Origin of the sequence: Nonomuraea phyllanthi (assembly GCF_006334985.2) — a bacterium.
Classification (GTDB): domain Bacteria; phylum Actinomycetota; class Actinomycetes; order Streptosporangiales; family Streptosporangiaceae; genus Nonomuraea; species Nonomuraea phyllanthi.
On sequence record NZ_VDLX02000024.1, the window covers coordinates 80,160 to 104,154 of the forward strand.

The window sequence follows — 23,995 nt, forward strand, 5'->3', positions numbered from 1 at the left end:
CGGCGGTTGACGTCTTACGCCGAGGCGGTGTGATCCGGGCGGCGGCGGGTGATGTGGTGCGGTGTCGGCGTGTGGTGGAAGTCCTCTGCGTTCTTCGTGGGGTGCGCGCCGTGGTGGTGGGCGAGGTGGCGGGGCGAGGGCGCGCTGTGGGTTTGGCTGGTATGGCGGTGGGGTGGGCGGCGAGGGCGGCTGGGGGTGGTGTGGTGGTGTCGCTTTCCGGGATGGGCAGTTCGTCGAGGGTGGGGTGGTTGGTGGGGATGCCGATCAGGAGAGCGGCGAGGACGAGGTGGAGGAGGCCGGTCAGGACGGTGGCGATGCGGATCGCCTGTCCGCGGCTGTGCCGCTGTTCGGTGGTGGCGTCGTCACGGTGGTGGGTCGTCACCGTGGGGGTGTTCGGGTCGCGGTCATGTCGTGTGCTCCGGGGGTGCGGGGGCGGGCAACGGCAAACCTTTTCGATCTAGACATGGATGGTGACGGCGGTCAAGAGCGTTCGGCGAGGATTCGCTGCCGTATGCCGGTTGGATGAGTCTTTCCGCAGGTCAGTGGTGTGGTCGTGAGGGATCTTACGAACTGTGTTGCTTGCTGTGAGTTTGCTGGGAATTGACTGTCAGGTGCGCCAGCGGGTGGTCCCGGCGACCTGGGGCTTTCACTTTCTGTAATCATTGGCTGAAGCTGGGCTGGAGTCCCATCTTCGGGTTGATCGATGCAGCTTGGGCGCTGTCTGGCGACCTATTCATCAGTGTGTTCGAATCTTCGGATTGGTCACTTTCTGTGTGTATTGACCGAATATGCCGATTTGTGGCGTGATGCGGATGTTTTGCTCTCTGGATCTTTTAGATCCGCCTTATGCGCGGCCCATTCGGGTCGCCTGAGTCGTGGAGTGAGCCCGTGTCGCACTTACCCCTCCCTCGACCGAACCCGGCCGAACGGCCCCGACCCCGGCGTCACACTCGGTTACGCCGATCCGTGGTTCTGATCACTACGCTCGCCCTGGTGGCCTCCCTCGCGTCGGTGCCGCCCGCCGCGGCGCAGACAGCCACCTCGATCCCGGGTGAGCCGAACCTGATCTCCCGTGTCTCGAGTTGGGTGGCCGCGCAGGTGGCCGGCTGGTTCGCTGAGGAGCCGAAGGGTGAGATCCGCCCGAGCACCCAGAAGATCACTCTTCCCGGCCGTGATGGCGGCCCTGCGGGCGGTCCGCAAGAGCAGCCACCGGGCAAGCGGGTCAAGGAGTTGACCGGCAAGCGGTGGCGGTACGGCACCGTGTACGAGTTGGACAACGGTCGTTCGCAGGCGGAGATCTCCACCCGGCCGGTGTACTACCAAGATTCCTCCGGTGCCTGGCAGCCCATCGACACCACGGTCGGTGCGGACGAGGGCGACGGGTTCGTCCACGGCAATGACAAGACCGGGTTCGTGTCCCGCTTCGGGAACACGAGTGACAAGCTGGCCCGGATCGCTGTCGGTAAGCGGCAGGTCACTTTCGGCGTGGCCGGGGACGTGCGGCAGGTCAGCCCGCAGGTGGACCGCTCGACGGTGACCTATCCGGGAGTGTGGGACGGCGCGGATCTGGTCTACACGGTGACTGCCTCAGGGGTGGCCGAACACTTGGTGTTGTCCAAGCCGCCGGCGGCCGGCACCTCGTTCGCCTTCACCGTCAAGACCGGCGGGGGCGTGCAAGCGGCGCAGAACGCGGACGGGTCCATCTCCTTCGTCGGCAAGGACGGCGAGAAGGCGTTCACCATCCCGCGCCCGTTCATGTTCGACGCCCAGCCGGATGCAGCTTCGCCGTACGGTAAGCGCACCGGCGCCATCACCCAGGAACTGACCCAGGGGCAGGGCGGTGAGGCGACGATCACGCTGAAGCCGGACGCGGCGTGGCTGGCTGCGCCGGAGCGTGAGTGGCCGGTGGTGATCGACCCGACCCTCAAGATCAATGATGTGGCGCCCAACAGCCTCTACGACGCCTATGTCAGCAACGCCGCGAGCAACAGCAATTTCGCCGACTCGTGGAAGCTGCCGGTGGGCAAGAGTTCGGCCGGGCTGAACCGGGCGCTGCTCTACTTCGGTGTCCCCGATGCGGATGTACTGCCGATTGGCACCCGTATCGACCAGGCCGAGCTGGAGCTCTACTTCGACCAGGCCCTGGGGGAGAGCGCGGCGGTCACGCTCGCTGCGCATGAGATCACCGATGAGTCCTGGATCGACGATCCGCTCGGCGTGACGTGGAACAACCAGCCCTCCTTCGCCTCGACGGCGGCCTCGACGGTGACCCGTAACGTCGGTGAGTTGTCGCGCTGGCATTCCTTCGATGTGACCGCGATGGTCAACGCCTGGTACTCCAGCGCGACGGCGCCGATGGGCGGCGTCCTGGTCAAGGCCGTCAACGAGGCCAAGACCGCTCCGGTGGGCGGTGTGGCCTACCAGGCGATGGACGACTTCACCGGGGTCAACCCCTTGACCATCGACCCGACCACACACCCGCGGCTGCTGGTCACGTTCGGCAAGCCGTCAGTGACACTGGAGCAGCCGACGCTGGCAACGTCGGTGGGTGCGTCGCTGTCCTGGTCGGCCTACGCCGACCCGACCCCGGACGACGCCTCCGATGACCTGGCGGAGTACCGGCTACGCCGGACCTGCCCCAGTGGGTGCCAACTCACCTCCAACACCACCGGCGGTGGTGTGGATGATCTGGTGGTGACCTTGCCGCCGGGGGTCACCTCTTATGTAGACACCAGCAGCGGCGCCGCGCCGGGTGAGGCGGCCGATCCGGACTACACCCACAGCGCCGACTACCGGGTGGAGGCGGTGCTGAAGAACGGCGAGGTCGTGCCGTCCCAGCACGTGCGGGTGTTCCTGCCCAAGCCGGGCTATGTCACCCGCACCCTGTACGGCAGCGCTGATACCACGCTGGCCTCCGGCGAACCCACGACCGGCCACGATGAGGTGAACGGTCAGAAACGGCTGCAGGTCGGTAACACCGCCACCGCTGTGGGCAACAGCCGCGCTGTGGTGGCCTTCGGCGACTACGCCGAGCAGATCCCGGCCGAGGCGCAGATCGCCGACGCAAAGCTGTCGCTGTGGCAGGCCACCGCCGCCGGCAGCGGCGCCTCCTTCACCGCGCACCAGCTGACCACGTCCTTCGACGAGGCGGCGACCTGGAACAGCCCGTGGACCACCCCCGGCGGTGACTTCACCTCCACCGCACTGGCGACCATCTCCGAGCTGAGCGACACCACTGGCTGGCGGCAGTGGAACGTCACCGACGCCGCCAAGGCCTGGACCGCCACCCCCGGCGCCAACCATGGCCTGCTGATCAAGGTCGACGACGAAGCCGGCACAGCCAAGCAGTCGGCGCAGTTCCTGGCCACCGAAACCGGCGAGCCACTGCTGCGGCCGAAGCTGTCGGTGACCTATACCGACACCGGCGCCCCAGCCTGGTTGTACGCGCCTGGCACCCCCGAGCAGTTGGACACCGACGACACCACCGAAGTCACGGTGATGGTCAAGAACACCACCACCGAGACCTGGCCCGCTGCCACCACCGCGCTGTCGTACCACTGGATGCTGCCGGACGGCACCGACATCTCCACCGCCGCCGACCAGCTCAAGACGCTGCTGCCCTACGACCTTCAGCCGGGCACCGCCACCACGGTGGACGCTCAGGTCAAGGCCCCGGCCACGGTCGGGAACCTGGCCGAAGGCGCCCAGCTGGTGTGGGACGTGCAAGACACCACCACCAACAACTGGAAGTCGGCCACCCACCATCTGCCGCAACTGCCCCAGCAGATCCGCATCGATTCCCCCACCTCGGATCTGCTCGGTTTGGAGAAGTTCTACGCCTACACCGGCAAGAACACCGGCGCCGGGACGGTCGCGCTGGTCAACCCGTATGCCGGGAACGTGGTGTGGAACTACGACGCGTTTTCCAACCCCTCCCGCGGGCCGCAGACGTTCGCCCGGATGACCTACAACAGCCTGGACACCAGCGCCGCCTCGCTCGGCTACGGCTGGTCCCTGCAAACGAGCACGCTGGCCAAGCTGGGCTCGCAGCTGCAGTTCCAGCCACCCGGCCAGCGGTGGCCGGGTCAGATCCGGCTGACCGACGGGGATGGCACCACCCACGTCTGGACACTCGACGACCACGGCAACGAAAGCTGCCTGCCGAACACCTGCGACTACAAAAATCCCCGTGGTGTGCACCTGTACCTGCAGCGTGTCGCCGAGTCCCCCGATCAGCCGGACCGGTACTCGAGTGATCCGGCCCGCCAATGGGTGTTCACCAAGCCCGACCGCACCCAGTTCTTCTTCGATGAGGAGGGCTTCCAGTCGGCCATCGTGGACAAGAACGGCAACACCATGTCGTTCACCTACGAACGCCGCAAGTCCAACAACAAGCCCACCAAGTTCCTGCAGTTCATCACCGACGCCGCCGGGCGTAAGACGCTCACCTTGGACTACTACGCCAAGGGCCAGGACTACACCTACATCGACGATGAGACCTGGCAGCCGGTCGATGACACCAAGCTGACCAACCCGCACATCATCGACAACGTCGAATCGATCACTGACATCGCCGGCCGGAAGGTGACCTTCGCCTATACCGACAAGGGCCTGATGGCCCGGATGATCGACGGCGCGGGCGACGATGAGGCGAAGACATTCGGCTTCGAGTATGACGCCACGCAGGGCAACAAGAACGTCAAACTTGTCAAGGTCATCGACCCGCGCGCTCACACGGAAACCCCGCAGGGCACCGAGAAGTACGCCACCGAGCTGGACTACTACGACGCGACGGAAGACGAGAAGAATCTGTGGAAGGTCCAGACCCTGACCGACCGGCTGGGTAAGGACACCGGCTTCGCCTACGTCGACCCGGACGGTTCGCAGGGCGCGGTCATCAACGCCACGGTGAGCGACCCGCTGCAGCACCAGACCCGGTACGTGCTGGACGCTTACGGCCGCCCCACTCTGATCACGAACGCCAACGACGAGGTCACCGACCTGGTGTGGGACGCCGACCACAACGTCACCATGCTGATCGAGAAGGGCAGGGACACCAACCCTGCGGATGACGTCCCCGCGGATGACGACGCGGTCACCACGTGGGAATACGATCCGCTGACCGGCTACCCGAAGACGATCACCGATGCCGAGGCCAACAAGAACGGCACCCCAGGCACGACGCTGGACTACGTGTCCGCCCTGGGTGGCCACGTCGCCGACCTGGTCGCCAAGACCAGCCCCAACGGCAACACCCCAGGATCCGGCGATGGTGCCGAGCATTACACGTGGAAGTTCGGCTACGACGGCAACGGCAACCTGAAGACGGTCACCGACCCGCTCGGCGTCTTAACCGACGACCCGGACGACTACACCACCACCTACACCTACGGCCCCTTCGGCCAACTGGCCACGACAGTCGACGCCAAAGGCAACACCACCGCCTACGACGACTACCACTCGACCGGCTACCCGCAGAAGATCACCGACGCCTACAACAACGTGACTGCCACTGAGTACGACGTGCGTGGCAATGTGCTGTCGGTCACCGACGCGCTGGACAAGAAGACCACCCAAACGTACGACATTTTCAAGCGGCCGCTGGAGTCTCAGGTCCCCAAAGACCAGGACAAGAAGGAGTTCATCGTCACCCCGGCGCCGGTCTACGACGCCAACGACAACGTCACCAAGACCACCGCCCCCAACGGTGCCGTCGCCACCGCGGTCTACGACAAGGCCGACCAACTGACCGACTCGTACCTGCCCAAGGACACCGAGGACGGGGACGAACGTAAGGCCAGCTTCACCTGGGATGACGCCGGCAACCTGCACACCCAGACCGAGCCCAAGGGCAACCTGTCCGGCGCGAACCCAGCCGACTTCACCACCACCTACGACTACGACCTGATCAACCAGCTCATTCATGTCACCACCCCCGACGTCGCCAACAACAACAGTCAGAACAAGATCACCTACAAGTACAACGACGTCGGCAACCTCGAGTACGTCATCGACCCGCGCAAGAACGCCACCACCGACGCCGGCGACTACACCGCGTTCTACACCTACGACCTCAACCACCAGGTCAAGACCGTCAAGGACGCCGCCGGATTCCAGACCTCCGTCGACTACGACCTGGACGGGCTGGTCGTGGGTCAGACCGACCAGGACGGCAACCGGGCGATCACCGTCTACAACGAGCGCGGGGAGGTCATCGAGACCAAGGTGCCGCACTCCGGGACGGGCGATGCTCTCAAGTACGTCACCACCCAGTTCGTCTACGACGAGGTCGGCAACCGGACCAAGACCATCACCCCCCGGGGGGTGGAACGGGGCGGCGACCTGGTCGACTTCGTCGCCGAAACCAGATACGACAAGCTCAACCGGCCGATCGAGGAGATCTACCCCTACGACCGCTCCGATCCGGTCTACAACACCCCCGACAGCGTCTACTACGCCTACGACGCCGTCTCACGGCTGAAGGAGATCTCCCACCCGCCCTCGCACGGGCAAACCATCCGCAACATCACCACGATGACCTACTGGGACAACGGCTGGTCCAAGACCACCACCGACCCGTGGGACATCAAGACCACCTACGACTACAACGACCTCGGCCTGCAGAAAAACCGCACCGTCACCAGCGCGGGCGGCTCCTCGCAGCGGGCTTTGGAGTGGTCGTACTATCCCGACGGCAAGCTCAAGACCCACTCCGACGACGGCGTCCCCCTCGGCCTCGACGTCGTCTTGAACGACAACTCCGATGTCGGCCAGGTCACCACCACCGGCACCTGGACCCTCGGCACGGGCGGCACGTCTGCGTCGAACATCGTCGGCCCCCAGGTAGAGGCGGCGACCGGGTTCGTCGGCTACGACTACGCCACCGCCCCCGCTGGCACCGGCCAGTCATCGTTCACCTGGAACCTGACCACCCCGACCGACGGCACCTACACGGTGCAGGTCCAGTACCCGACCGGCGCCACGGCAACCAACGCCAAATACACCGTCAAGCACCAGGGCGGCGAGGCCAGCGTCACCCTCGACCAGACCCAGAACCCCGGCACCTGGGTCGAGCTGGGCACGTACGCCTTCACCGCCGGCACCACCCACTCCGTCACCCTCACCGACGACGCTGACGGCACCGTCGCCGCTGATGCGGTCAAGCTGGTCCGCGACAACAGCGGCGAGACCGACGACGAGAAGAAGGACTTCACTTACACCTACGACGCCAACGCCAACCTCACCACCATCGAAGACAACTCCCCGACCGCGAAGATCGACCTGTGGGACATCTCCTACACCAACCTCAACCAGATCGACACGGTTCTTGAAAAGGTCGGCGACACCAACCCGACGGTCAAGAACACCACCACCTACCGCTACAACGAAAACAGCGCCGTCATCGAGCGCACCCACGACAAGACCCTCGCCACCTACGCCTACGACGTGCGGGACCTGGTCGAGCAGGTCGTCAACCAGAAGAACGCCACCGACCCATCGCCGAAGACCACCAGCTACACCTACACCAGCCGGGGCGAACGGGAGACGGAGACCAAGGCCAACGGCAACACCGTCACCTATGACTACTTCCTGTCCGGCGTCCTGCGCCACAGCCTGGAAACCAAACCCAACAGCGCAGTGGTCGTGGCCGAGCACACCATCGGCTACCAGGGCAACCTGCAACGCGCCAGCGACCACGCCAAGATCCAGAACGCCGACAACCCCAGCGCCTATCTCGACCACGACTACGCCTACACCTACGACCCCCGCGACCGCATCGCCAAGGTGACCAAGACCCCGGTCGGTGGTGGGACAGCGGAGACCGAGACCTACTCCCACGACGCCAACAGCAACGTCTGGGAGGAGGAGGTCCTCGGCAAGCAGACCACCTTCACCTACGACCGCAACCGCCTGATGACGTCGGTCACCGGCGGCCAGACGTCGACCTACACCTACGACCCGTACGGGCGGCTGCGCACCATCCAGGGCGGCGGAAAGACCTGGGAGAAGTACACCTACGACGGCTTCGACCACGTCACCCGCCACGACAAACTCGGCACCGACGGCACCACCAACACCGTCACCACCTACACCTACGACCCCCTCGACCGCACCACCACCAAGACCGAAAAGGAAGGCACCACCAGCGCCGAAACCACCACCTACTCCTACCTCGGCCTCTCGGCAGAGGTCCTGGACGAAGAGGTGGCCGGCAAACTGGTCAAGTCCTTCCAGTACTCGCCGTGGGGTGAGCGCCTGTCGCAGGTGAAGGTCACCGACGAAGACCGGGAAGAGTCGTCCTATTACGGCTACAACCCGCACACCGACGTCGAGCAGATCACCTCGGAGTCGGGTGACACCCGAGCCACTTACGGTTACACCGCCTACGGCAAGAACGACGACAAACTCTTCACCGGCGTCGACAAACCCGACCCCGTCGACCCCACCGCCAAGGAGGAGTACAACCCCTACCGCTTCAACGCCAAGCGGTGGGACAACTCCACCGGCATGTACGACATGGGGTTTCGCGACTACAACCCCGGCCTCAACCGCTTCCTCAACCTCGACACCTACAACGGCGCCCTCGACGACCTCGCCCTCGGCCTCGACCCCTGGACCGCCAACCGCTACGCATTCCTTGGCGGCAATCCCATCACGATGGTGGAGCTCGACGGCCATGAACCACGCCCGTGGCACAATCCGAAGTACGACGGCTCGCAATGCGCGGGGAACTACGGTAAGGAATGCGATCCTGCGGGTACCAAGCCGCGTAACACCAATGTCAATCTGCCCAAGGACGGGCCGACCTCCACGCAGTTGGGCAAGACCACCATCACGGCGCCTTCCCGGAAGGCGCTCGAACAGGCGCTGGTGGATGCGTTCAACGACTTTCAAGGGTCGGAGGACCTGTTCGCGGGCTGCGGGAACAATGACCCCTATTCCATCGGATGCAAGGCTGAACAGGGCCTCGTTCCCGACATCCTTGTCATGGAACTTGGGCGGCGAGTCTGCGCAGCCCACGAGAGTTGGTGCGGAAATCCCACCAGCCTCGGAGACGAACTCCTGTGGGCGACGGCAGTTGGCGGCCTACCGATACCCGGGGGCCGCATTCCGAAGAAGGGTGGTACGGCGCCCAACCTGATAGGAAAAACGGGCGTACAGCGACTCACCGCCAAGCTGCAGGCCAACGGTCACAAAATTCTCGGCTACGAGGTTCATATGCGAGTTCCGGGGCTCAGTGGCAAAGGGTCGTTCCGGAAGTACGACATCGTGAGCCAGAAGAACGGACTCTACTACCTGCATGAGTCGAAGGCAGGACCAAAAAACTACTACAAATCCAGTCAGAAGCGCCTCGACGATCTCATATCGTGGTCCGGGGGAATCGCTTTCGGTCCTCAAGCCACAGCGGCCGGTATGCGCGGGTGGTATGATCCGTCGATGCTGGTCATCACGATGTGGAGGATGCGGTGACCGCCGGCTCTCTGCAAAAGGCAGTGCTCGCGGGCTGCAAGGAGCGACTGACCGGGCTCGGGTTCAAGAAACGCTCGGGGCCCATCTATACGAAGGAGTTGGGGGAGGATGTCAACGGCTGGCTCGGAATCGGCTTCTCGACCGGCTACTACGCTGATGCCCTCGGTATCACCCCTACCGTGGGGATACGGCACGGCCGGGTCGAGAAACTACTAGCCGCCTTCACGGAATCCTCAGAGCACGACGCGAAGCAGCTGCAGGCGACCTTCGCCGAGCCACTCGGCTATCTCATGCCGGCGGCGGAGATCGTGGTATGGCGGTGTACCGCCGAAGAGCTGTTCACAGTACTGGATGACATGGTCGCAGCCATCTCCACATACGGCATTCCCTACATGGAAAGCTGCGTGGATCCGACCGCCATGGCGAACTGCATCACGAACAGCACCATGCCAGAGCTGGAAAAGGCCAAGCGGAGCGCCATCGTGCACCTTCTCCGAGGAGATGCGGGCAGCCTGGCACGGGCCCTGTATCCGCTGGAGGCAGAAGTGCGAGAAGGCGGGAACATGCAAATCCATGCAGCCCGCTTCCTCGGCAACGTCAGAGCGTATCGTTCTGCGGACAGTCGTTGAAGGCGGTGTCGCCGTCCTCACGGTACGGACGGCGACACCCACGCATGGTTTGTGGTGAGGTCACGAAAAGCGAGTGGGCTCCAATACGATTCAAGCCCGGGCTGTCGTGCAGGGAACTACCGTTCAGTTCCAAATCTCTAAAGGGGGGTGATGCGGCCTACTTAGCCCCTTACACAAGTTGAATTCGTAGAGCCGGTCATGTGTTCAAGGGGTGTTCGATGGTGAGTCCGGCCTAGGCGAGGCAGCCGTCGATCAGGTGTGGCCGGTACTGGATCTTCTTGAGCTTGCGCTTGATGATCCGGACGAGCCCGGTCAGGTCGGCGACGACGAAGTTGCCCATAGCCCGTTTGAGCAGCGACCAGATGCCCTCGGCCGGGTTCAGCTCGGGAGCATAGGCGGGCAGTCGGTAGATGCGCAGCCATTCGGCGTGCTCCTCGGCGAAGGCGGTCAGCTCGGCCACCAGGTGCACGTTGAGGTTGTCCCAGCACCAGACAAGGGGAGCGTCGAGCAGCAGGTGAGTGGCCACGATCAGATCGCGGTAGTCGCTCCAGGCGAAGCTTTTGGGCTTGCCCTTGCGCCCGTGGTAGACGAGCAGCTTGTACAGCAGGCGTGCTCGCTGGCCGGGCGGGTAGGCCACGACGCCGGCGATGTTGACCCGGCCGGTCCGTCTGCCCCGCACGGTTATCACCGGGCGGGCGCCCCGCGGCGCCCAGGTACGTGCTTTCGGCGGCCTCAGCCCCTGGCCTGCCTCGTCTTCGAAGCAGATGTAGACGCCCAGGTCCGCCGCGGTGGCTTTACGGCCGGCCAACACCCCGGCCTTCCAGGCGGAGATGGCCTGTTCGTCGCGTTCCAGGGCGCGCCGGGCCGGTACCTTGTACCGCTTCAAAAGTCGTCGCAGGGTGCTTGACCTGTGGATCGACCTGATGCGGTGGTATGGGCAAGATCGGTTCTCGTGTCCCTCCATCTCCTTTACCTACTCATGGTCCGGGTATTCGGCTGGCTGGTGTTGCTGGGCGGAGCGAGGCGGCCAAGGACGCCGAGATCATGGTGCTGCGACATGAGGTGGCGGTGTTACGGCGTCAGGTCATCCGGCCGAAGCCGGACTGGGCCGATCGAGCGCTCCTATCCGCGCTGGCACGACTCCTGCCGCCCGGGTTACGGGCTCGGCGGCTGGTGACGCCGGGGCACTTGCTGGCCTGGCATCGGCGTCTGATTCGACGCCGGTGGACGTATCCGAGCCGGTCCGGCCGCCCGAGTATGAGCATGGAGATTCGGGCCCTGGTGCTGAGCCTGGCGCGGGAGAACCCGGCCTGGGGATATCGCCGGGTGCACGGCGAGCTGGTCGGGCTCGGCTACCGCGTAAGCGAAGCGACCGTGCGGCGGATCCTGCGGGGCCGGCGCATCGGTCCGGCGCCCCGAGACGCCGACACCTCCTGGCGAACGTTCCTGCGCACCCAGGCGAAAGGGCTGTTAGCTGTCGACTTCTTCCACATCGACATGATTTCTCTGAAGCGTCTGTACGTGCTGTTCGTGGTGGAAGTCGCCACCCGGCGCGTGCATATCCTCGGCGTGACCGCCCACCCGACCGGCGCCTGGACGGCCCAGCAGGCCCGCAACCTACTCATGGACCTCGGCGACCGGGTCAGCTCCTTCCGCTTCCTCATCCGCGACCGGGATACCGAATTCACCGCTGTCTTCGACGCGGTCTTCGCCGGCGTGGGCGGGACGGTGCTGAAGATCCCGCCGCGCACACCGCGGGCCAACTGCTACGCCGAGCGGTGGGTGCGCACCGTACGGGCCGAATGCACCGACCGCATGCTGATCTACGGCGAACGGCACCTGTGCTTGGTGCCGGGGAGTACGTCGATCACTACAACGGTCACCGGCCGCACCAATCCCGCACGCAGCGGCCACCCGATCACGACAAGCGGACCCTCGTACCGCTGGAAGGCCGGATCGAACGCCGAAAGGTGCTCGACGGATTGATCAACGAGTACCATCGAGCCGCGTAGCTGCTCCGGAGAACGCCCAGCTCAAGCCCTATGCAATGAATTTGTAGCGGTACAGGTAAGAGCGGTGACCGCCAAGGCGATACGAGGGAACATACGGGGTCCGTTCCAGTGAGGAGATCAGAACGGAGCCACGGTGGAGCCAAGGAACCCTCGGATCCCGCAGGACAGCGCCCCTGATGACGTGCCTTGATCAACATTTGCCCTGCGACTCACCACAGGGCCCGGCGTCCCTCCCGCCGCGCCGCCGCTTGATGACGACCGGGTAGGCCACAGAGAGAAGCCTGGCTCCTTGGCCAGCGCGTTGCGCTGTTTGCCAAAGTGGGATGCGCCGGGCCGGGTGCAATCTTCTTCCTTGGTCTTCTCTTGGCCTTCCGAGTGGTCGTTCCAGGCGTTGGGCGCCTGAACGATCTATCGGTCCGGGTCGCATGTGCCCGATCCGTGCCCGCGAGCAGCCGCCGAGCAACCATCCGCGCGTCTCGGCCTCGCGCAAGGCACCTCGAAACCGAGAAAGCCCAGGTCAGATAGGGTGTGGAGTGGTAGGGCGCCCGGGGCTCGAACCCGGAACCTACGGATTAAAAGTCCGCAGCTCTGCCAATTGAGCTAACGCCCCTCGCAACAGCAAGGGTACAGAGATTACCGCCCTGTCCGCGACGTCCACATCACCGGTACGCGGCCAGCCCCGTCAGCGCCTCCCCGAGCACCAGCGTGTGGACCTCTTGCGTCCCCTCGTACGTCAGCACCGACTCCAGGTTGTTCATGTGCCTGATCACAGGGTACTCCAGCGTGATGCCGTTGCCGCCGAGGATGGAGCGGGCCTGGCGGGCGATGTCGAGGGCGGCGCGTACGTTGGCCAGCTTGCCGAAGCTGATCTGCCGGGGCTCCAGCTGCCCCGCGTCCTTGAGAGTGCCCAGATGGAGGGCGGTGAGCCCGGCCTGGGCGGTGCCGACGTACATCCAGGCGAGTTTCTCCTGCGTCAGCTGGAACGCGCCGATCGGCTTGTCGAACTGGACACGGGTCTTGGCGTACTCGACGGCGGCCTCCAGGCAGGCGCGGGCGGCGCCCACGGCGCCCCAGATGATGCCGAAGCGGGCTTCGGAGAGGCAGGAGAGGGGGCCGCGCAGGCCGGTGACGCCGGGGAGCACGGCGGAGGCGGGCAGGCGGACGTCGTCGAAGTAGAGGGACGAGGTGACCGAGGCCCTCAGGGAGAGCTTCTTGTGGATCTCGGGGGCGGAGAAGCCGGGGGTGGAGGTCGGTACGACGAAGCCGCGGATGCCCTCGTCGGTCTGCGCCCACACCACGGCCACGTCGGCGATGGAGCCGTTGGTGATCCACATCTTGGAGCCGTTGAGGATCCAGTCGGATCCGTCCTTCTTGGCGTAGGTCCGCATGTTGGCCGGGTCGGAGCCGTGGTCGGGCTCGGTCAGGCCGAAGCAGCCGATCGCCGTCCCGGCGGTCATGCGGGGCAGCCACTCGTCCTTCTGCTCGTCCGAGCCGTACCGCCAGATGGGGAACATGGCCAGCGAGCCCTGCACGGAGACGAAGGAGCGCACGCCGGAGTCGCCGGCCTCCAGTTCGCGGCACGCGACCCCGTACGACGTCGCGTCCGTCCCGGCGCAGCCGTACCCCTGCAGGTGCATCCCGAGCACCCCGAGCGAGCCGAGCTCGGGCGCGAGCTCGCGCGCGGGGAAGACGGCCTGCTCGAACCAGTCGCCGACGTGCGGGAGGACGCGGTCGGAGACGAACGATCTGACCGTGTCGCGGATCAGGCGCTGGTCGGCGTTGAGTCGCTCGTCCAGGCGAAGCAGGTCGTCCATCGCGGGTCCCTTCCTCACATAGGGGGCTACCAGGGTTCTACCAGGGGGAATCCTGATGTGCGAATATCAGGCCCTCGGGCAGTCTTGAGGCATGAGCGAATTCAACGGCAAGAAGCTGCGTCGGACCCACAAGGGCAGGATCGTCGCGGGCGTCTGCTCGGGCATCGGCGAGTACGTCGGGATCGACCCCAACATGGTACGCATCGCGCTGGCGATCGCGACGCTCTTCGGCGGGCTGGGCGTCGGCGTGTACGCGATCGGCTGGCTGCTCATGCCCGATGAGCACAGCGACACCTCCATCGTGCAGGACCTGGTCAGCAAGCAGCAGGAGCGCGGCAGCACTGACTGGAGCGGCGAGCACAAGCCGCAGCCGTGATCACGCCGCGGCGGGCACGCGTTCGCGGGGCTCGGTCCAGATCATGGCGAGCACGGCCGCGCAGGTCAGCCCGGCCACACCGGCCAGCGCGACCACCGGCTCAGGGCCGAGTCTCTCCGCCGCGAACCCGCCGACCAGGATCCCGATGCCCTGTGCGGCCATCAGCCCCGACTGTACGAGGCCGAACGCCTGTGCGCGACGTTCGTCCGGTACGTACTGAACGAAGGCGGCATTGGCCGCGAGCTGGTACGCCCCACCGATCCCCGACAGAACCCACGCGGCCAGCACCACCTCGAGCGGCGGCCTGAGAACCGTCACGATCAGGGGCGCGCAGCTCAGCATGGCCATCCACCCCATGAGGCGCAGCCGCCGCGGCGGCGCCACGAACCTGCTGAACAGGAACGCCCCCACCACCGTCCCCGTCGGCATCGCCGCCATCAGCAGCCCGGTGATGACGGGCACCGGCAGGGCGCCGTCGGCGAGCCTGGCCGCGTACGGGACCGCGATGCCCTCAGGCAGGATGTAGAAGCCCGCAAGCCAGGCGAACAGCACCAGAGTCCGCAACTTCCGCGACCCGAACACGAGCCGTGCTCCCGCTCTGGTCATGGTCCACATGGACGGTTTCGCGCCGTCGTGGCTCGCGGCGGGGCGCCGGCGTACCCCTGAGAGCAGGATCAGCGCCGAGCCGAGGAAGGTCGCGGCGTCCAGAGCGAGCGCCCGGTAGGGGCCCATGGTGGCGATGAGCGCTCCGCCCGCCGCGAAACCGAGCATCTGTACGGCCTGGTTCGTCATGTTCTGCAGCGCCGAGCCGATGACGTAGCGGTCGCCCTCCAGCACCTCGGGCAGCAGCGCCGCCCGGGCGGCCGAGAACGGCGCGCTGAGCAGCACCACCAGGAACACCAGCCCGCACAGCGCCCAGAACGGCATGCCCGGCACCGCCATCGCGGCCACCAGCGCGGCTCTGACCAGGTCGCAGGTCAGCATGACGCCCCTGCGCGCGAACCGGTCGGCCAGGCCCGCCAGCAGCGGGCCGCCCACGATCGACGGGAGGTAGGTCAGCGCGTAGACGGCGGCGGTGGCAAGCGGCGAGCGCGTGCGGTCGTAGACCAGCACGGCCAGTGCCACCTGCGCGAGCTGGTCGCCGAGGAGCGAGAGGCCCTGGGCGTACCAGAGCGCCCTGAACTCCCGGATGGCGATGACTTCACCGTATGTGGCCTGGTCTTCGGCACGGCGATGCCGTCCCTGCGGCCGACGCGCCCGCATGGCCCCCATTGGACTCCGCTGTGCCTGAATTTCGGTGCTCGGTATTCCACCAAGGTGCCCGATCATTATGGCAGGCCGCAACCGAAAGCAGCCAACCAGAAGCAAAGGGTTACCAGCCCAGTTCGTGAAGCCTGGCGTCGTCGATGCCGAAGTGATGGCCGACTTCATGGACGACCGTGATGCGCACTTCCTTGACGACGTCCTCTTCCGTATCGCAAATCTGGCATATCGGATTGCGGTAGATCTCGATGCGGTCGGGCAGAACGGCTGAGTACCAGTCGCCGCGTTCGGTGAGGGGGACCCCGGTGTACAGGCCGAGCAGGTGGGGCTCCGGCGGATCATCGACGACGGTGACGACGATGTTGCTCATGGCACTCGTGAGGTTCGTGGGGATGGTGTCCAATGCCTCGGCCACGAGTTCCTCGAACTTCTCCCGGGAAACCTCGATCACACTTGCCATTCTGCCCCGTCCCTCGGGTAGGCAAGAAACTGTATGAAGTTCGTTCACAGCCCAAAGGCGATCATTAACGCCAAGGTCACCTCCAAGGTGACGAAGGCGGCAGCTGTGCTGTTCATCGCCGCCGTCGGCGCCTGGCTCGGCATCGTCCTCAGCGGAACCGTACGTGCTCCGATCGGTCCCGTGGAGACGGGAATGTCCCTGCGGCCGGCGTGGAGCGGCGAGACCGTCGTGGACGCCAGCCCGCTCGGCACGCTCACGTTCGAGACCCACGACGCGCCGCTACGGCTGCGCATCACGCTCGAGAACATCGACCAGGAACGCGCCAAAGCCCTCATACAGGACCCGCGCCTGGCCGACCGGCTGCCCGGCCTCATCGAGAGCGACCTGCTCGACGGCGTGCGCGCGCTCGTGATCCGCTCGCTCCTGTGCGCGGGGGCGGGGGCGCTCATAGCGGTCCTCATCGTCTTCAGACGCCCCCGCGTGGCGCTGCTCGGCCTCCTGGCCGCCTCCGTGGGCCTCGCGGCCACCGGAGCGCTGGCCGCCGTCACCTTCCGCCCCAGCTCGCTCGTGGAGCCGCGCTACTCGGGCCTCATCGCCGCCGCGCCGTCGCTGGTGGGCAGCGCCGAGTCGATCGTGACCCGTTTCGAGTCGTACAGGTCGCAACTCACCAAACTCGTCACGAACGTCTCCAAGCTCTACGACACGGTCTCCACCCTGCCTCTGTACGAAACCGACCCCAAGACCATCCGTGTCCTCCATGTCTCCGACATCCACATCAATCCCATCGCCTGGAACGTCATCCGCTCGCTCAAGGACCAGTTCGGCGTGGACATGATCATCGACACGGGCGACATCTCCGACCACGGCACCAAGGCCGAGAACAAGTTCGTCGACGAGATCAGCCGCCTGGGGGTCCCGTACGTGTACGTACGCGGCAACCACGACTCGATGACCACCCAGAAAGCGGTGGAGAAGCAGAAGAACTCCGTGGTCCTCGACAACAAGGTGGAAAAGGTGGCCGGCCTCAAGATCTACGGCCTGGGCGATCCCCGCTTCACCCCGGACAAAACCGTCGACACCGCCTCCGACCCCGCCTCGCTCGCCGCGTACGCCCGCGCCCACCTCGACAAGGTCGACGAACCGGACCTGATCGCCGTCCACGACCCCGACGTCGCCAAGGGCTTCTCCGGCCGCGCGCCCCTGATCCTCGCCGGCCACACCCACCAGCGGAAGACGTCCCTGCTCCCCACGGGCACCCGCCTGCTCGTCCAGGGCTCGACCGGCGGCGCCGGTCTGCGCGCGCTCGAACACGCCCAGCCCACCCCCGTCCAGGCCTCGGTCCTGTACTTCGACCGGGAGACCAAGCGCATGCGCGCCTGGGACGACATCACCCTGGGCGGCCTGGGGGAGCAGTCCGTGTACATCCAGCGTCACGTGGAGCCCGACCCGCGACGTATGATTTCCCCGGAGCCAACGGACACCCCGTCGCCAACGGGAACGGTCACCGGCTCTCCTGCGTCGGCCGCCGGTCAGCCGCTTTGGCATCAAGGGCAATCGTCCCCTATGCTTCAGAGGTCTCCGACGGAAGGCGACAGGGAATCCTGAGCCCCCATCGTCTAGCGGCCTAGGACACCGCCCTTTCAAGGCGGCGGCACGGGTTCGAATCCCGTTGGGGGCACTGCGAGCGCTTGGCGCACCGGAAAACGGTTGGCCGAAGGTCACCGAAGAGCTGGTAAGCTAAGCGAGCGCAAACAGCAAGACACGCAAGGTCCTGTAGAGCAGTTTGGAGTGCTCGCCACCCTGTCAAGGTGGAGGTCGCGGGTTCAAGTCCCGTCAGGACCGCTCTGGGTCAGGTAGCTCAGTTGGTACGAGCGTCCGCCTGAAAAGCGGAAGGTCGGCAGTTCGACCCTGCCCCTGACCACAAGCATTGAACAGCCAAGATGCCCCGAAGCGATTGTCGCTCCGGGGCGTTTTCGTGTCCGCCGGCGGCAACGTCCAACCCGACCCACCGCTCTCGATCGACGAGCTCTGGACGGTGCCGGCCCAGGACGTCCATACCCGGGCGTGCCGGCGGTCGAGGCAACGAGGACGGTTACGAGAAGCAGGCGCGGGCGTACCAGCAGTAGTTGCTCGGTCCCACCATGGGTGGGCTCCATGAGTCCTCGGATCTATCTCGGTAGTCCGCGTAATTACTTTTGTGCGGGACTGATCTCCGATTGGCATTCCAGCACGCTTTTCTCTTTTGTGTGAATTTGTATGATGGATGGCCGATATGGTCGGCCGGTTCAGTGGCTTAACGCGCGCTGGGGGTTCGGGGAATTGGCGCGCACTGTTGAGAGTGAGGCCGTGTTTATGGATCGCGGCTGCGGGGATAAGTGTCCCCATAATCGCCCATTCTGGGCGATTCGAAGAATCCGGGAGGCTGACATGAACGGATTCCTGCCGTATCGCGAAACCACTCCGAGTGCCCGCATCGGCGGCGTACGCGGCTGGCAGGCGGACATTCTCCGCGGCGAGTCGTAACCCAGTAAGTCGAGGTACTGCGGTGCGTAGAGGCCGCAGTACCTCAATCCACCGCAGTCTGGGCAATGCTCCGGAGGGTTTTGTGACGCGATTGTTCTACCCTGCCGCCTGGCGCAGCGATACGGTCGAGGATCTGTTCGGATTTTTGGTTTCCGATCCCTACCGATGGCTGGAGGACGCCGATAATCCGCGCGTGCGCGACTGGGCCGCGGCCCAGGATCGTCTCTTCCGCGCATATCGCACCGGATGGTCTGAGAGTCGATCGTGGGCGTCCTTGGTGGATCAGGTCTCTTCCTTCGGCGTGTCGGAGCCCCCGATGGTGCGTGGTTCTGTCATGTTTCTCGCCGAGCAACTGCGTGGGGACGAGCAACGCCGTCTGCTGGTCGTCGACGCCGAGGGCAACAGGCGGGTGCTGGTGGATCCGGCCGAGATCGATCCCTCCGGTCACACCGGGCTGTACACCTGGTGGCCGTCGCGCGAGGGCGAACGGGTAGCCGTTCAGATGGAGGTCGCCGAGCAGCCGGGCAGCGACATCATGGTGCTGGACGTACGTACCGGCGAGGAAGTGGACGGGCCGTTGCCGCGCGCCCGTAACACCTCGCTCGCCTGGCTGCCGGGAGGGGAGGCGTTCTACTACGTCAGCCGTGCTCCTGACGAGGAACTGGAGCCCGGAGACAAGCGTTTGCAGCGGCGGGTGCGGTTGCATCTGATCGGTTCGCCCTGGCAGGACGACGCGGTGGTGTTCGGGGGAGAGGATGCCCCAGACCACTACTACGGGCTCACGGTCAGCGTCGACGGTCGCCATCTGGCGATCACCGCGATGGCTGGGCCGACCTCACACAACGATGTGTACCTGGGCGAGCTCATCGATCCGCGGGCCCCGCACTTCGTCAGGATCGTGGACGGGCGCACCACACGGGCCCGTGTCCTGCCACGCTTCCTGGCGGACAACGATCTGCTGCTGGTCACTGACCACCAGGCCCCGTGTGGCCGCATCTGCACGGCGCACCGGTACGACACCGACCCCGCCGCGTGGCGAACCCTGGTAGCCGAAGACCCCCAGGCCCCCTTGGACGAGTGTGTGGCCCTGGACGACCCGGCGCTTCCGCGGCCCCTGCTGCTGGTGGCACGCACCCGCCATGGCACCTCCACCCTGACCCTCCACGACCTGGCCAGTGGCGGCAGCCTCACCACCTTGCCCCTTCCCGGCGCCGGCGTGGTGTCATCCTTGCGTACCGACACTCCGGGCGGACGCCACGCCTGGTTCAGCTACTGCGATGCGACCACACCTCCCACCATCTATCGCTACGACGCCACCAGCGGGGAGCTGGAACAACAGGCCGGCGCTTCGACAGCCGGGCATCGTCCACGAATCCGCAGCCGCAGCGTCCGCTATCACGCCGGCGACGGTACCGAGATCACGCTGTTGCTGTTCACCCCGGCTGAAGAACATCAGGGGCCCCGCCCCACCCTGCTCTACGGCTACGGCAGCTTCGGCATGCCGATGCGCCCCTGGTTCTTCCCCATGGCGGCCGCATGGGTCGGCGCCGGCGGCACCTACGCGGTCGCCTGTGTCCGCGGAGGCGGCGAAGAGGGCCAACGCTGGCACGACGCCGGCCGCGGACCACACAAGTACCGCGCGATCAGCGACTTCAACGACGCCGCGAACTGGCTCATCACCACCGGCCGAACCACGTGCGACCAACTGGCGATATTCGGCCAATCCGCCGGCGGGCTCCTGGTCACCGCCGCCGCCGTACAGCGACCGGACCTGTACGCCGCGGTCGTCGCCGAAGGGCCGCTGTGTGACATGGTGCGCTACGAGCATTTCGGCCTGGGACACACATGGACCGACGAATTCGGTACCGCCTCCGAACCCGAACAGCTCCAATGGCTACTCACCTACTCGCCCTACCACGCCATCACGCCCGGAGTCCCCTATCCCGCATTCCTCTTCACCGGCGCGGTAACCGATCTGCAGACGGGAGAGGCCCACGTCACCAAAATGTGCGCGGCCCTGCAACACGCCACCAGCAGTGACCGGCCGATCCTCATGCGCCGGGAACCCGACACCGCCCACGCCGCCTCCCCCGCGAGCAAAGAACGCGCCCTGGCCGCGGACATCCTGGCCTTCGCCGCGGAACGCACCGGCCTGTCCCTGACGAAGACAACCACCATGAGCCTTCACCAGACCGGCGCAGCAACAGGCTGAGAACGACCCGACCGCGACTTACTTGAATCAAGCGGCGGGTCGCGCCGATCACCATCCGCTGGTTCGTGAACGGCAAGGACATGCCGGCGTCGTCAGGCGTTGGCGTCGCGGAGCCCGACGGCGTCGTGACGCCAGAACGGCTCGGAGTAGACCAGCGTCCCCGTCATCCACGGCTCGTACGCCGGGAGCCTGATCACCTGGAAGGCGGCGTCAGGGATGCGCAGGGACGGCTTGCGGAAGCCCAGCTCGGCCCCCGGGGCGAATCCGAAGCGGGTGTAGTAGCCGGGATCGCCTTCCAGAAAGACGAGAGGGCTCTCACCCTCGGCGAGAGCCGCGAGCCCGGTGCGGACCAGGGTCGAGCCGATGCCCTGCCGCTGGTGCCCGGGCAGCACGCCCAGCGGGCTGAGCACCTGCACGTCGACCAGCCGCCGAGGGGCGTCGAGCAGGCAACGAGTGAACATGACGTGCCCGACGACCTGCCCGGCGGCCTCGGCCACGAGCGCCAACCCCTCGCCGGACCTGATGCCGTGGCGCAGGGTGTCGACCAGGTCGGCCACTACTCCGCCATGGTCGCCGAACGCTCGCAGATGGACGTGACGCACGGCGCCCGCATCGTCCGGCCGTTCTTCGCGAAGCTCCATCCCCGGAGGCTAAACGATCCGTCCCGCTGCCGACATCTGGTTGTCGCCTCGCCGCTGCCGCTGGGTTCGCTGAGAGAGCCAGGTCGTGCATGGGCGGGGTCCGGCAGTGCCGCCCGGCGAAGTGCGGGTCTCACACCCGGTCGAGGGGGCGATGCGGCTCGGCCGGGAGTTCCACCTCGATCGGGTCGCCCGGCCGTACGACGCCACCGGTGATGACGATGCTCATGATGCCGGCCCTGCGCACCAGGTTGCCCGCCCCGTCGCGGCCGAGGACCTGCTTGAGCAGGCCGTCCTGGACGTTGTCGATCTGTACGCAGGGGTTGCGCAGCCCGGTCACCTCCACGACGGCCTCGTCGCCGAGGCGCAGCAGGGTGCCGACCGGCAGGCCGAGCAGGTCGATGCCGCTGGTGGTGATGTTCTCGCCGAGCTCGCCGGGCCTGACCGTGAAGCCGGCCGCCGCGACCTCGGCGAAGAGTTCCTCGTGGATGAGGTGGACCTGGCGCAGGTTGGGCTGGGTGGGGTTCTTGGCGACGCGGGAGCGGTGCTTGACCGTGACGCCCGCGTGCACGTCACCCTCCACGCCGAGGCCGGCGAGCAGGGTGACGCTTTCCCGGTTCGGCTTGGTGAAGGAGTATCGGCCGTTGCTGCTGACCGCCGTGACCGTCGCGCTCATCCCGTCCGAGCCCCTTCCGGATCGATGGTGCTGGTTTCACTCCGGACCCTAGTTCAGCCGCCGTGGCGCCCCGAGGCCGGCCCATCGGTCCTGGGTGCGGGGGCGAAAATGGTTGTACGGCTTGGCGGTGGACGTTCTACCGTGTACGCCGTGACGACCCAGGTAATCGTGCTCAACGGCGGATCCAGCGCGGGCAAGTCCGAGATCGTGCGGCAGTTGCAGGCGGTCCTGCCGCGACCGTGGCTCGCCTTCGGGGTCGACTCGCTCATCGAGGCGATGCCCCGATCCATGGAGGGATCGGAGGCGGGGCTCGAGATCGGTCCTGACGGAGGGGTGGAGGTCGGGCCCGAGTTCATCGCGCTGCAGTCGGCGTGGATGGAGGGGCTCGCCGCGATGGCCCGTGCCGGGGCGCCGGTCATCATCGACGACGTCTTCCTCGGCGGAGGGGCGTCCCAGGCGCGGTGGCAGAAGGCTCTCGGCGGGCTGGACGTCCTGTGGGTGGGTGTCAGGTGCGACGGCGCGGTCGCCGCCGAGCGCGAGATCGCTCGGGGGGACCGGGTGCCGGGCATGGCGGTGCTGCAGGCCGAGGTGGTTCACGAGGGCGTGGTGTACGGCCTGGAGGTGGACACCACTCATACCGAGTCCCTGGTGTGCGCGAAGGTCATCGCCGATCACGTGCGGCAGTCCGGCTGACGTCCCGGAGCGCGGGAGTCCGGCTGACGTTCCGGCGTGCGGCAGTCCGGCTGACGTTCCTGGGCGCGGCGGTCCGGCTGATGTTCGGGGTGCGGTGCTCGCCTGGGTGGGTTGATCGGTCCCGTCCCGCGGCGAGACTGACGGCTGGTTTTCCTCAACGGCGTCCCAAGCTCCCCGGAAGACGACCGCTTATGTGGATCAATGTGCCGTTTGGGGGGCGTGTCATCATGGGGGCATGCTTGAGGTCGCCGGGCTGAGTGATGTGGAGGAGCGGGCGTACCGGTTGCTCGTGCGGGCGGGCGAGGCGGACCTGGAGGACCTCGCCGAGGAGCTCGGCATCACGTCCGAGGCGGCGGCTCGCGCGCTGGCCGCCATGCAGGGCGCGGGGGTCGTGCGCGAGGTGGGCGGGCGGAGGTTCGCGCCGGTGGCGCCGGAGGTCGCGCTCGGGCCCCGGCTGGTACGCCAGCAGGAGACGATCGACTGGGCGCGCCAGGCCGTGGAGCAGCTCACGGAGGAATACCGGGCGAGCCTGCGGCGCAGGGACGCCGACCAGCTGATCGAGATCCTGCCGAGCCGGGCCGCGCTCCGCGAGCAGGTACGCCATCTCCAGGACAGCGCCAGGGACGAGGTCATGTACTTCTGCCGGGCCGGGCACGTCGTGATGCCGTCCGTGGACAACGACGAGGAGCTGGAGGCGCTCGGCCGCGGGGTCAGCTATCGGGTGATCTACGAGCGGGGGCTGCTCGAGGAGCCCGGCATGGTGGACAACGTGGCGTACGGGATCAAGCATGGCGAGCAGGCCAGGGCGGTGCGGTCGCTGCCGGTGCGGATGATGATCGCGGACCGGGCCGCCGCGCTGCTGCCGCTGGTGCAGTACGCGGGCAGGACGACCGAGCCGACGGCCGCGCTGGTGCGGGGGAGCAGCCTGCTGGAGGCGCTGATCGCCCTGTTCGAGGCGCAGTGGGAGCGGGCCACGCCGATCAGGTTCCTGGAGGACGGGCAGGTGACCGCCGCCGCCGCGGCCTGCCCGCTGGACGCCGACGAGCTGTATCTGCTGTCGCTGCTGGTCGCCGGGGTGCCGGAGAAGACGATCGCCAGCCAGCTGGGGCTCAGCCTGCGTACGGTGCAGCGCCGCGTCTACCACCTGATGCGGCTCGCGGGCGCGCAGACCAGGATGCAGCTTGCCTGGCATGCGGCCCGCGAGCGTTGGTTATGACTCACAAGCCCC

At 66.4% G+C, this 23,995-nt stretch carries 14 protein-coding genes and 4 tRNA genes; 11 read left to right on the forward strand and 7 right to left on the reverse strand.

The annotated features are described in order from the left end of the window. Window positions 1-993 precede the first annotated feature (993 nt). Together FH608_RS43500 and FH608_RS43505 are read left to right on the forward strand one after the other, a co-directional pair. The gene (locus FH608_RS43500) at window positions 994-9,471 is read left to right on the forward strand and encodes a DNRLRE domain-containing protein (protein ID WP_193318955.1); all 8,478 of its coding nucleotides are present in this window, start codon (window positions 994-996) and stop codon (window positions 9,469-9,471) included. After that, window positions 9,456-10,100 (forward strand): hypothetical protein, encoded by a 645-nt coding sequence (locus FH608_RS43505; RefSeq protein WP_139636904.1) that lies wholly within the window; start codon window positions 9,456-9,458, stop codon window positions 10,098-10,100. Before FH608_RS43500 ends, FH608_RS43505 begins: the two co-directional genes overlap by 16 nt. A 232-nt stretch (window positions 10,101-10,332) precedes the next feature. Here the strand turns inward: FH608_RS43505 and FH608_RS43510 are convergent, their stop codons facing one another. Further along, window positions 10,333-11,064 carry an IS630 family transposase gene (locus FH608_RS43510; RefSeq protein WP_139636906.1) on the reverse strand — a complete coding sequence of 244 codons (732 nt, stop codon included), beginning with the start codon at window positions 11,062-11,064 and terminating at the stop codon, window positions 10,333-10,335. A gap of 80 nt (window positions 11,065-11,144) precedes the next feature. Here FH608_RS43510 and FH608_RS43515 point away from each other — a divergent pair, with 80 nt between their 5' ends. Next, window positions 11,145-12,086 (forward strand): helix-turn-helix domain-containing protein, encoded by a 942-nt coding sequence (locus FH608_RS43515; RefSeq protein WP_226900435.1) that lies wholly within the window; start codon window positions 11,145-11,147, stop codon window positions 12,084-12,086. Between the two features lie 560 nt (window positions 12,087-12,646). On the opposite strand, the gene FH608_RS43520 is transcribed toward FH608_RS43515, so the two are convergent. Continuing rightward, a tRNA-Lys gene (locus FH608_RS43520) sits at window positions 12,647-12,722 on the reverse strand. Between the two features lie 49 nt (window positions 12,723-12,771). After that, entirely contained in the window at window positions 12,772-13,926 is a 1,155-nt protein-coding gene (locus FH608_RS43525) for an acyl-CoA dehydrogenase family protein (RefSeq protein ID WP_139636908.1), read from the reverse strand. A 91-nt stretch (window positions 13,927-14,017) separates the two neighbouring features. Between FH608_RS43525 and FH608_RS43530 the strand changes: the two genes are divergently transcribed. Next, the gene (locus FH608_RS43530; protein WP_139636909.1) at window positions 14,018-14,302 is read left to right on the forward strand and encodes a PspC domain-containing protein; all 285 of its coding nucleotides are present in this window, start codon (window positions 14,018-14,020) and stop codon (window positions 14,300-14,302) included. Here the strand turns inward: FH608_RS43530 and FH608_RS43535 are convergent, their stop codons facing one another. Together FH608_RS43535 and FH608_RS43540 are read right to left on the reverse strand one after the other, a co-directional pair. Further along, the gene (locus tag FH608_RS43535; RefSeq protein ID WP_317135616.1) at window positions 14,303-15,565 is read right to left on the reverse strand and encodes an MFS transporter; all 1,263 of its coding nucleotides are present in this window, start codon (window positions 15,563-15,565) and stop codon (window positions 14,303-14,305) included. A 109-nt stretch (window positions 15,566-15,674) separates the two neighbouring features. Beyond that, window positions 15,675-16,025: a metallopeptidase family protein gene (locus FH608_RS43540; RefSeq protein WP_394367738.1), complete on the reverse strand. Its 351-nt coding sequence runs from the start codon at window positions 16,023-16,025 to the stop codon at window positions 15,675-15,677. A gap of 33 nt (window positions 16,026-16,058) precedes the next feature. Between FH608_RS43540 and FH608_RS43545 the strand changes: the two genes are divergently transcribed. The 5 genes from FH608_RS43545 (at window position 16,059) to FH608_RS43565 (ending at window position 20,760) form a co-directional block, all read left to right on the forward strand. Beyond that, on the forward strand, window positions 16,059-17,630 hold the full coding sequence (locus FH608_RS43545; protein WP_139636912.1) for a metallophosphoesterase family protein: 1,572 nt from the start codon (window positions 16,059-16,061) through the stop codon (window positions 17,628-17,630). After that, window positions 17,631-17,703: transfer RNA gene (locus FH608_RS43550), tRNA-Glu, on the forward strand. It begins immediately after the preceding gene. Between the two features lie 89 nt (window positions 17,704-17,792). Then, window positions 17,793-17,867 (forward strand) — tRNA-Asp (locus FH608_RS43555). A 5-nt stretch (window positions 17,868-17,872) separates the two neighbouring features. Beyond that, a tRNA-Phe gene (locus tag FH608_RS43560) sits at window positions 17,873-17,946 on the forward strand. Between the two features lie 684 nt (window positions 17,947-18,630). Further along, a complete protein-coding gene (locus FH608_RS43565; RefSeq protein WP_139636913.1) occupies window positions 18,631-20,760 on the forward strand; it encodes a prolyl oligopeptidase family serine peptidase in 2,130 nt (709 codons plus the stop codon). 92 nt (window positions 20,761-20,852) lie between these two features. On the opposite strand, the gene FH608_RS43570 is transcribed toward FH608_RS43565, so the two are convergent. After that, window positions 20,853-21,401 (reverse strand): GNAT family N-acetyltransferase, encoded by a 549-nt coding sequence (locus FH608_RS43570; RefSeq protein WP_139636914.1) that lies wholly within the window; start codon window positions 21,399-21,401, stop codon window positions 20,853-20,855. A 130-nt stretch (window positions 21,402-21,531) separates the two neighbouring features. After that, window positions 21,532-22,074: an MOSC domain-containing protein gene (locus FH608_RS43575; RefSeq protein ID WP_139636915.1), complete on the reverse strand. Its 543-nt coding sequence runs from the start codon at window positions 22,072-22,074 to the stop codon at window positions 21,532-21,534. 150 nt (window positions 22,075-22,224) lie between these two features. Here FH608_RS43575 and cpt point away from each other — a divergent pair, with 150 nt between their 5' ends. After that, a complete protein-coding gene (cpt, locus tag FH608_RS43580; protein WP_139636916.1) occupies window positions 22,225-22,767 on the forward strand; it encodes a chloramphenicol phosphotransferase CPT in 543 nt (180 codons plus the stop codon). A 235-nt stretch (window positions 22,768-23,002) separates the two neighbouring features. Next, on the forward strand, window positions 23,003-23,983 hold the full coding sequence (locus tag FH608_RS43585) for a helix-turn-helix domain-containing protein (RefSeq protein ID WP_139636917.1): 981 nt from the start codon (window positions 23,003-23,005) through the stop codon (window positions 23,981-23,983). Window positions 23,984-23,995 lie beyond the last annotated feature (12 nt).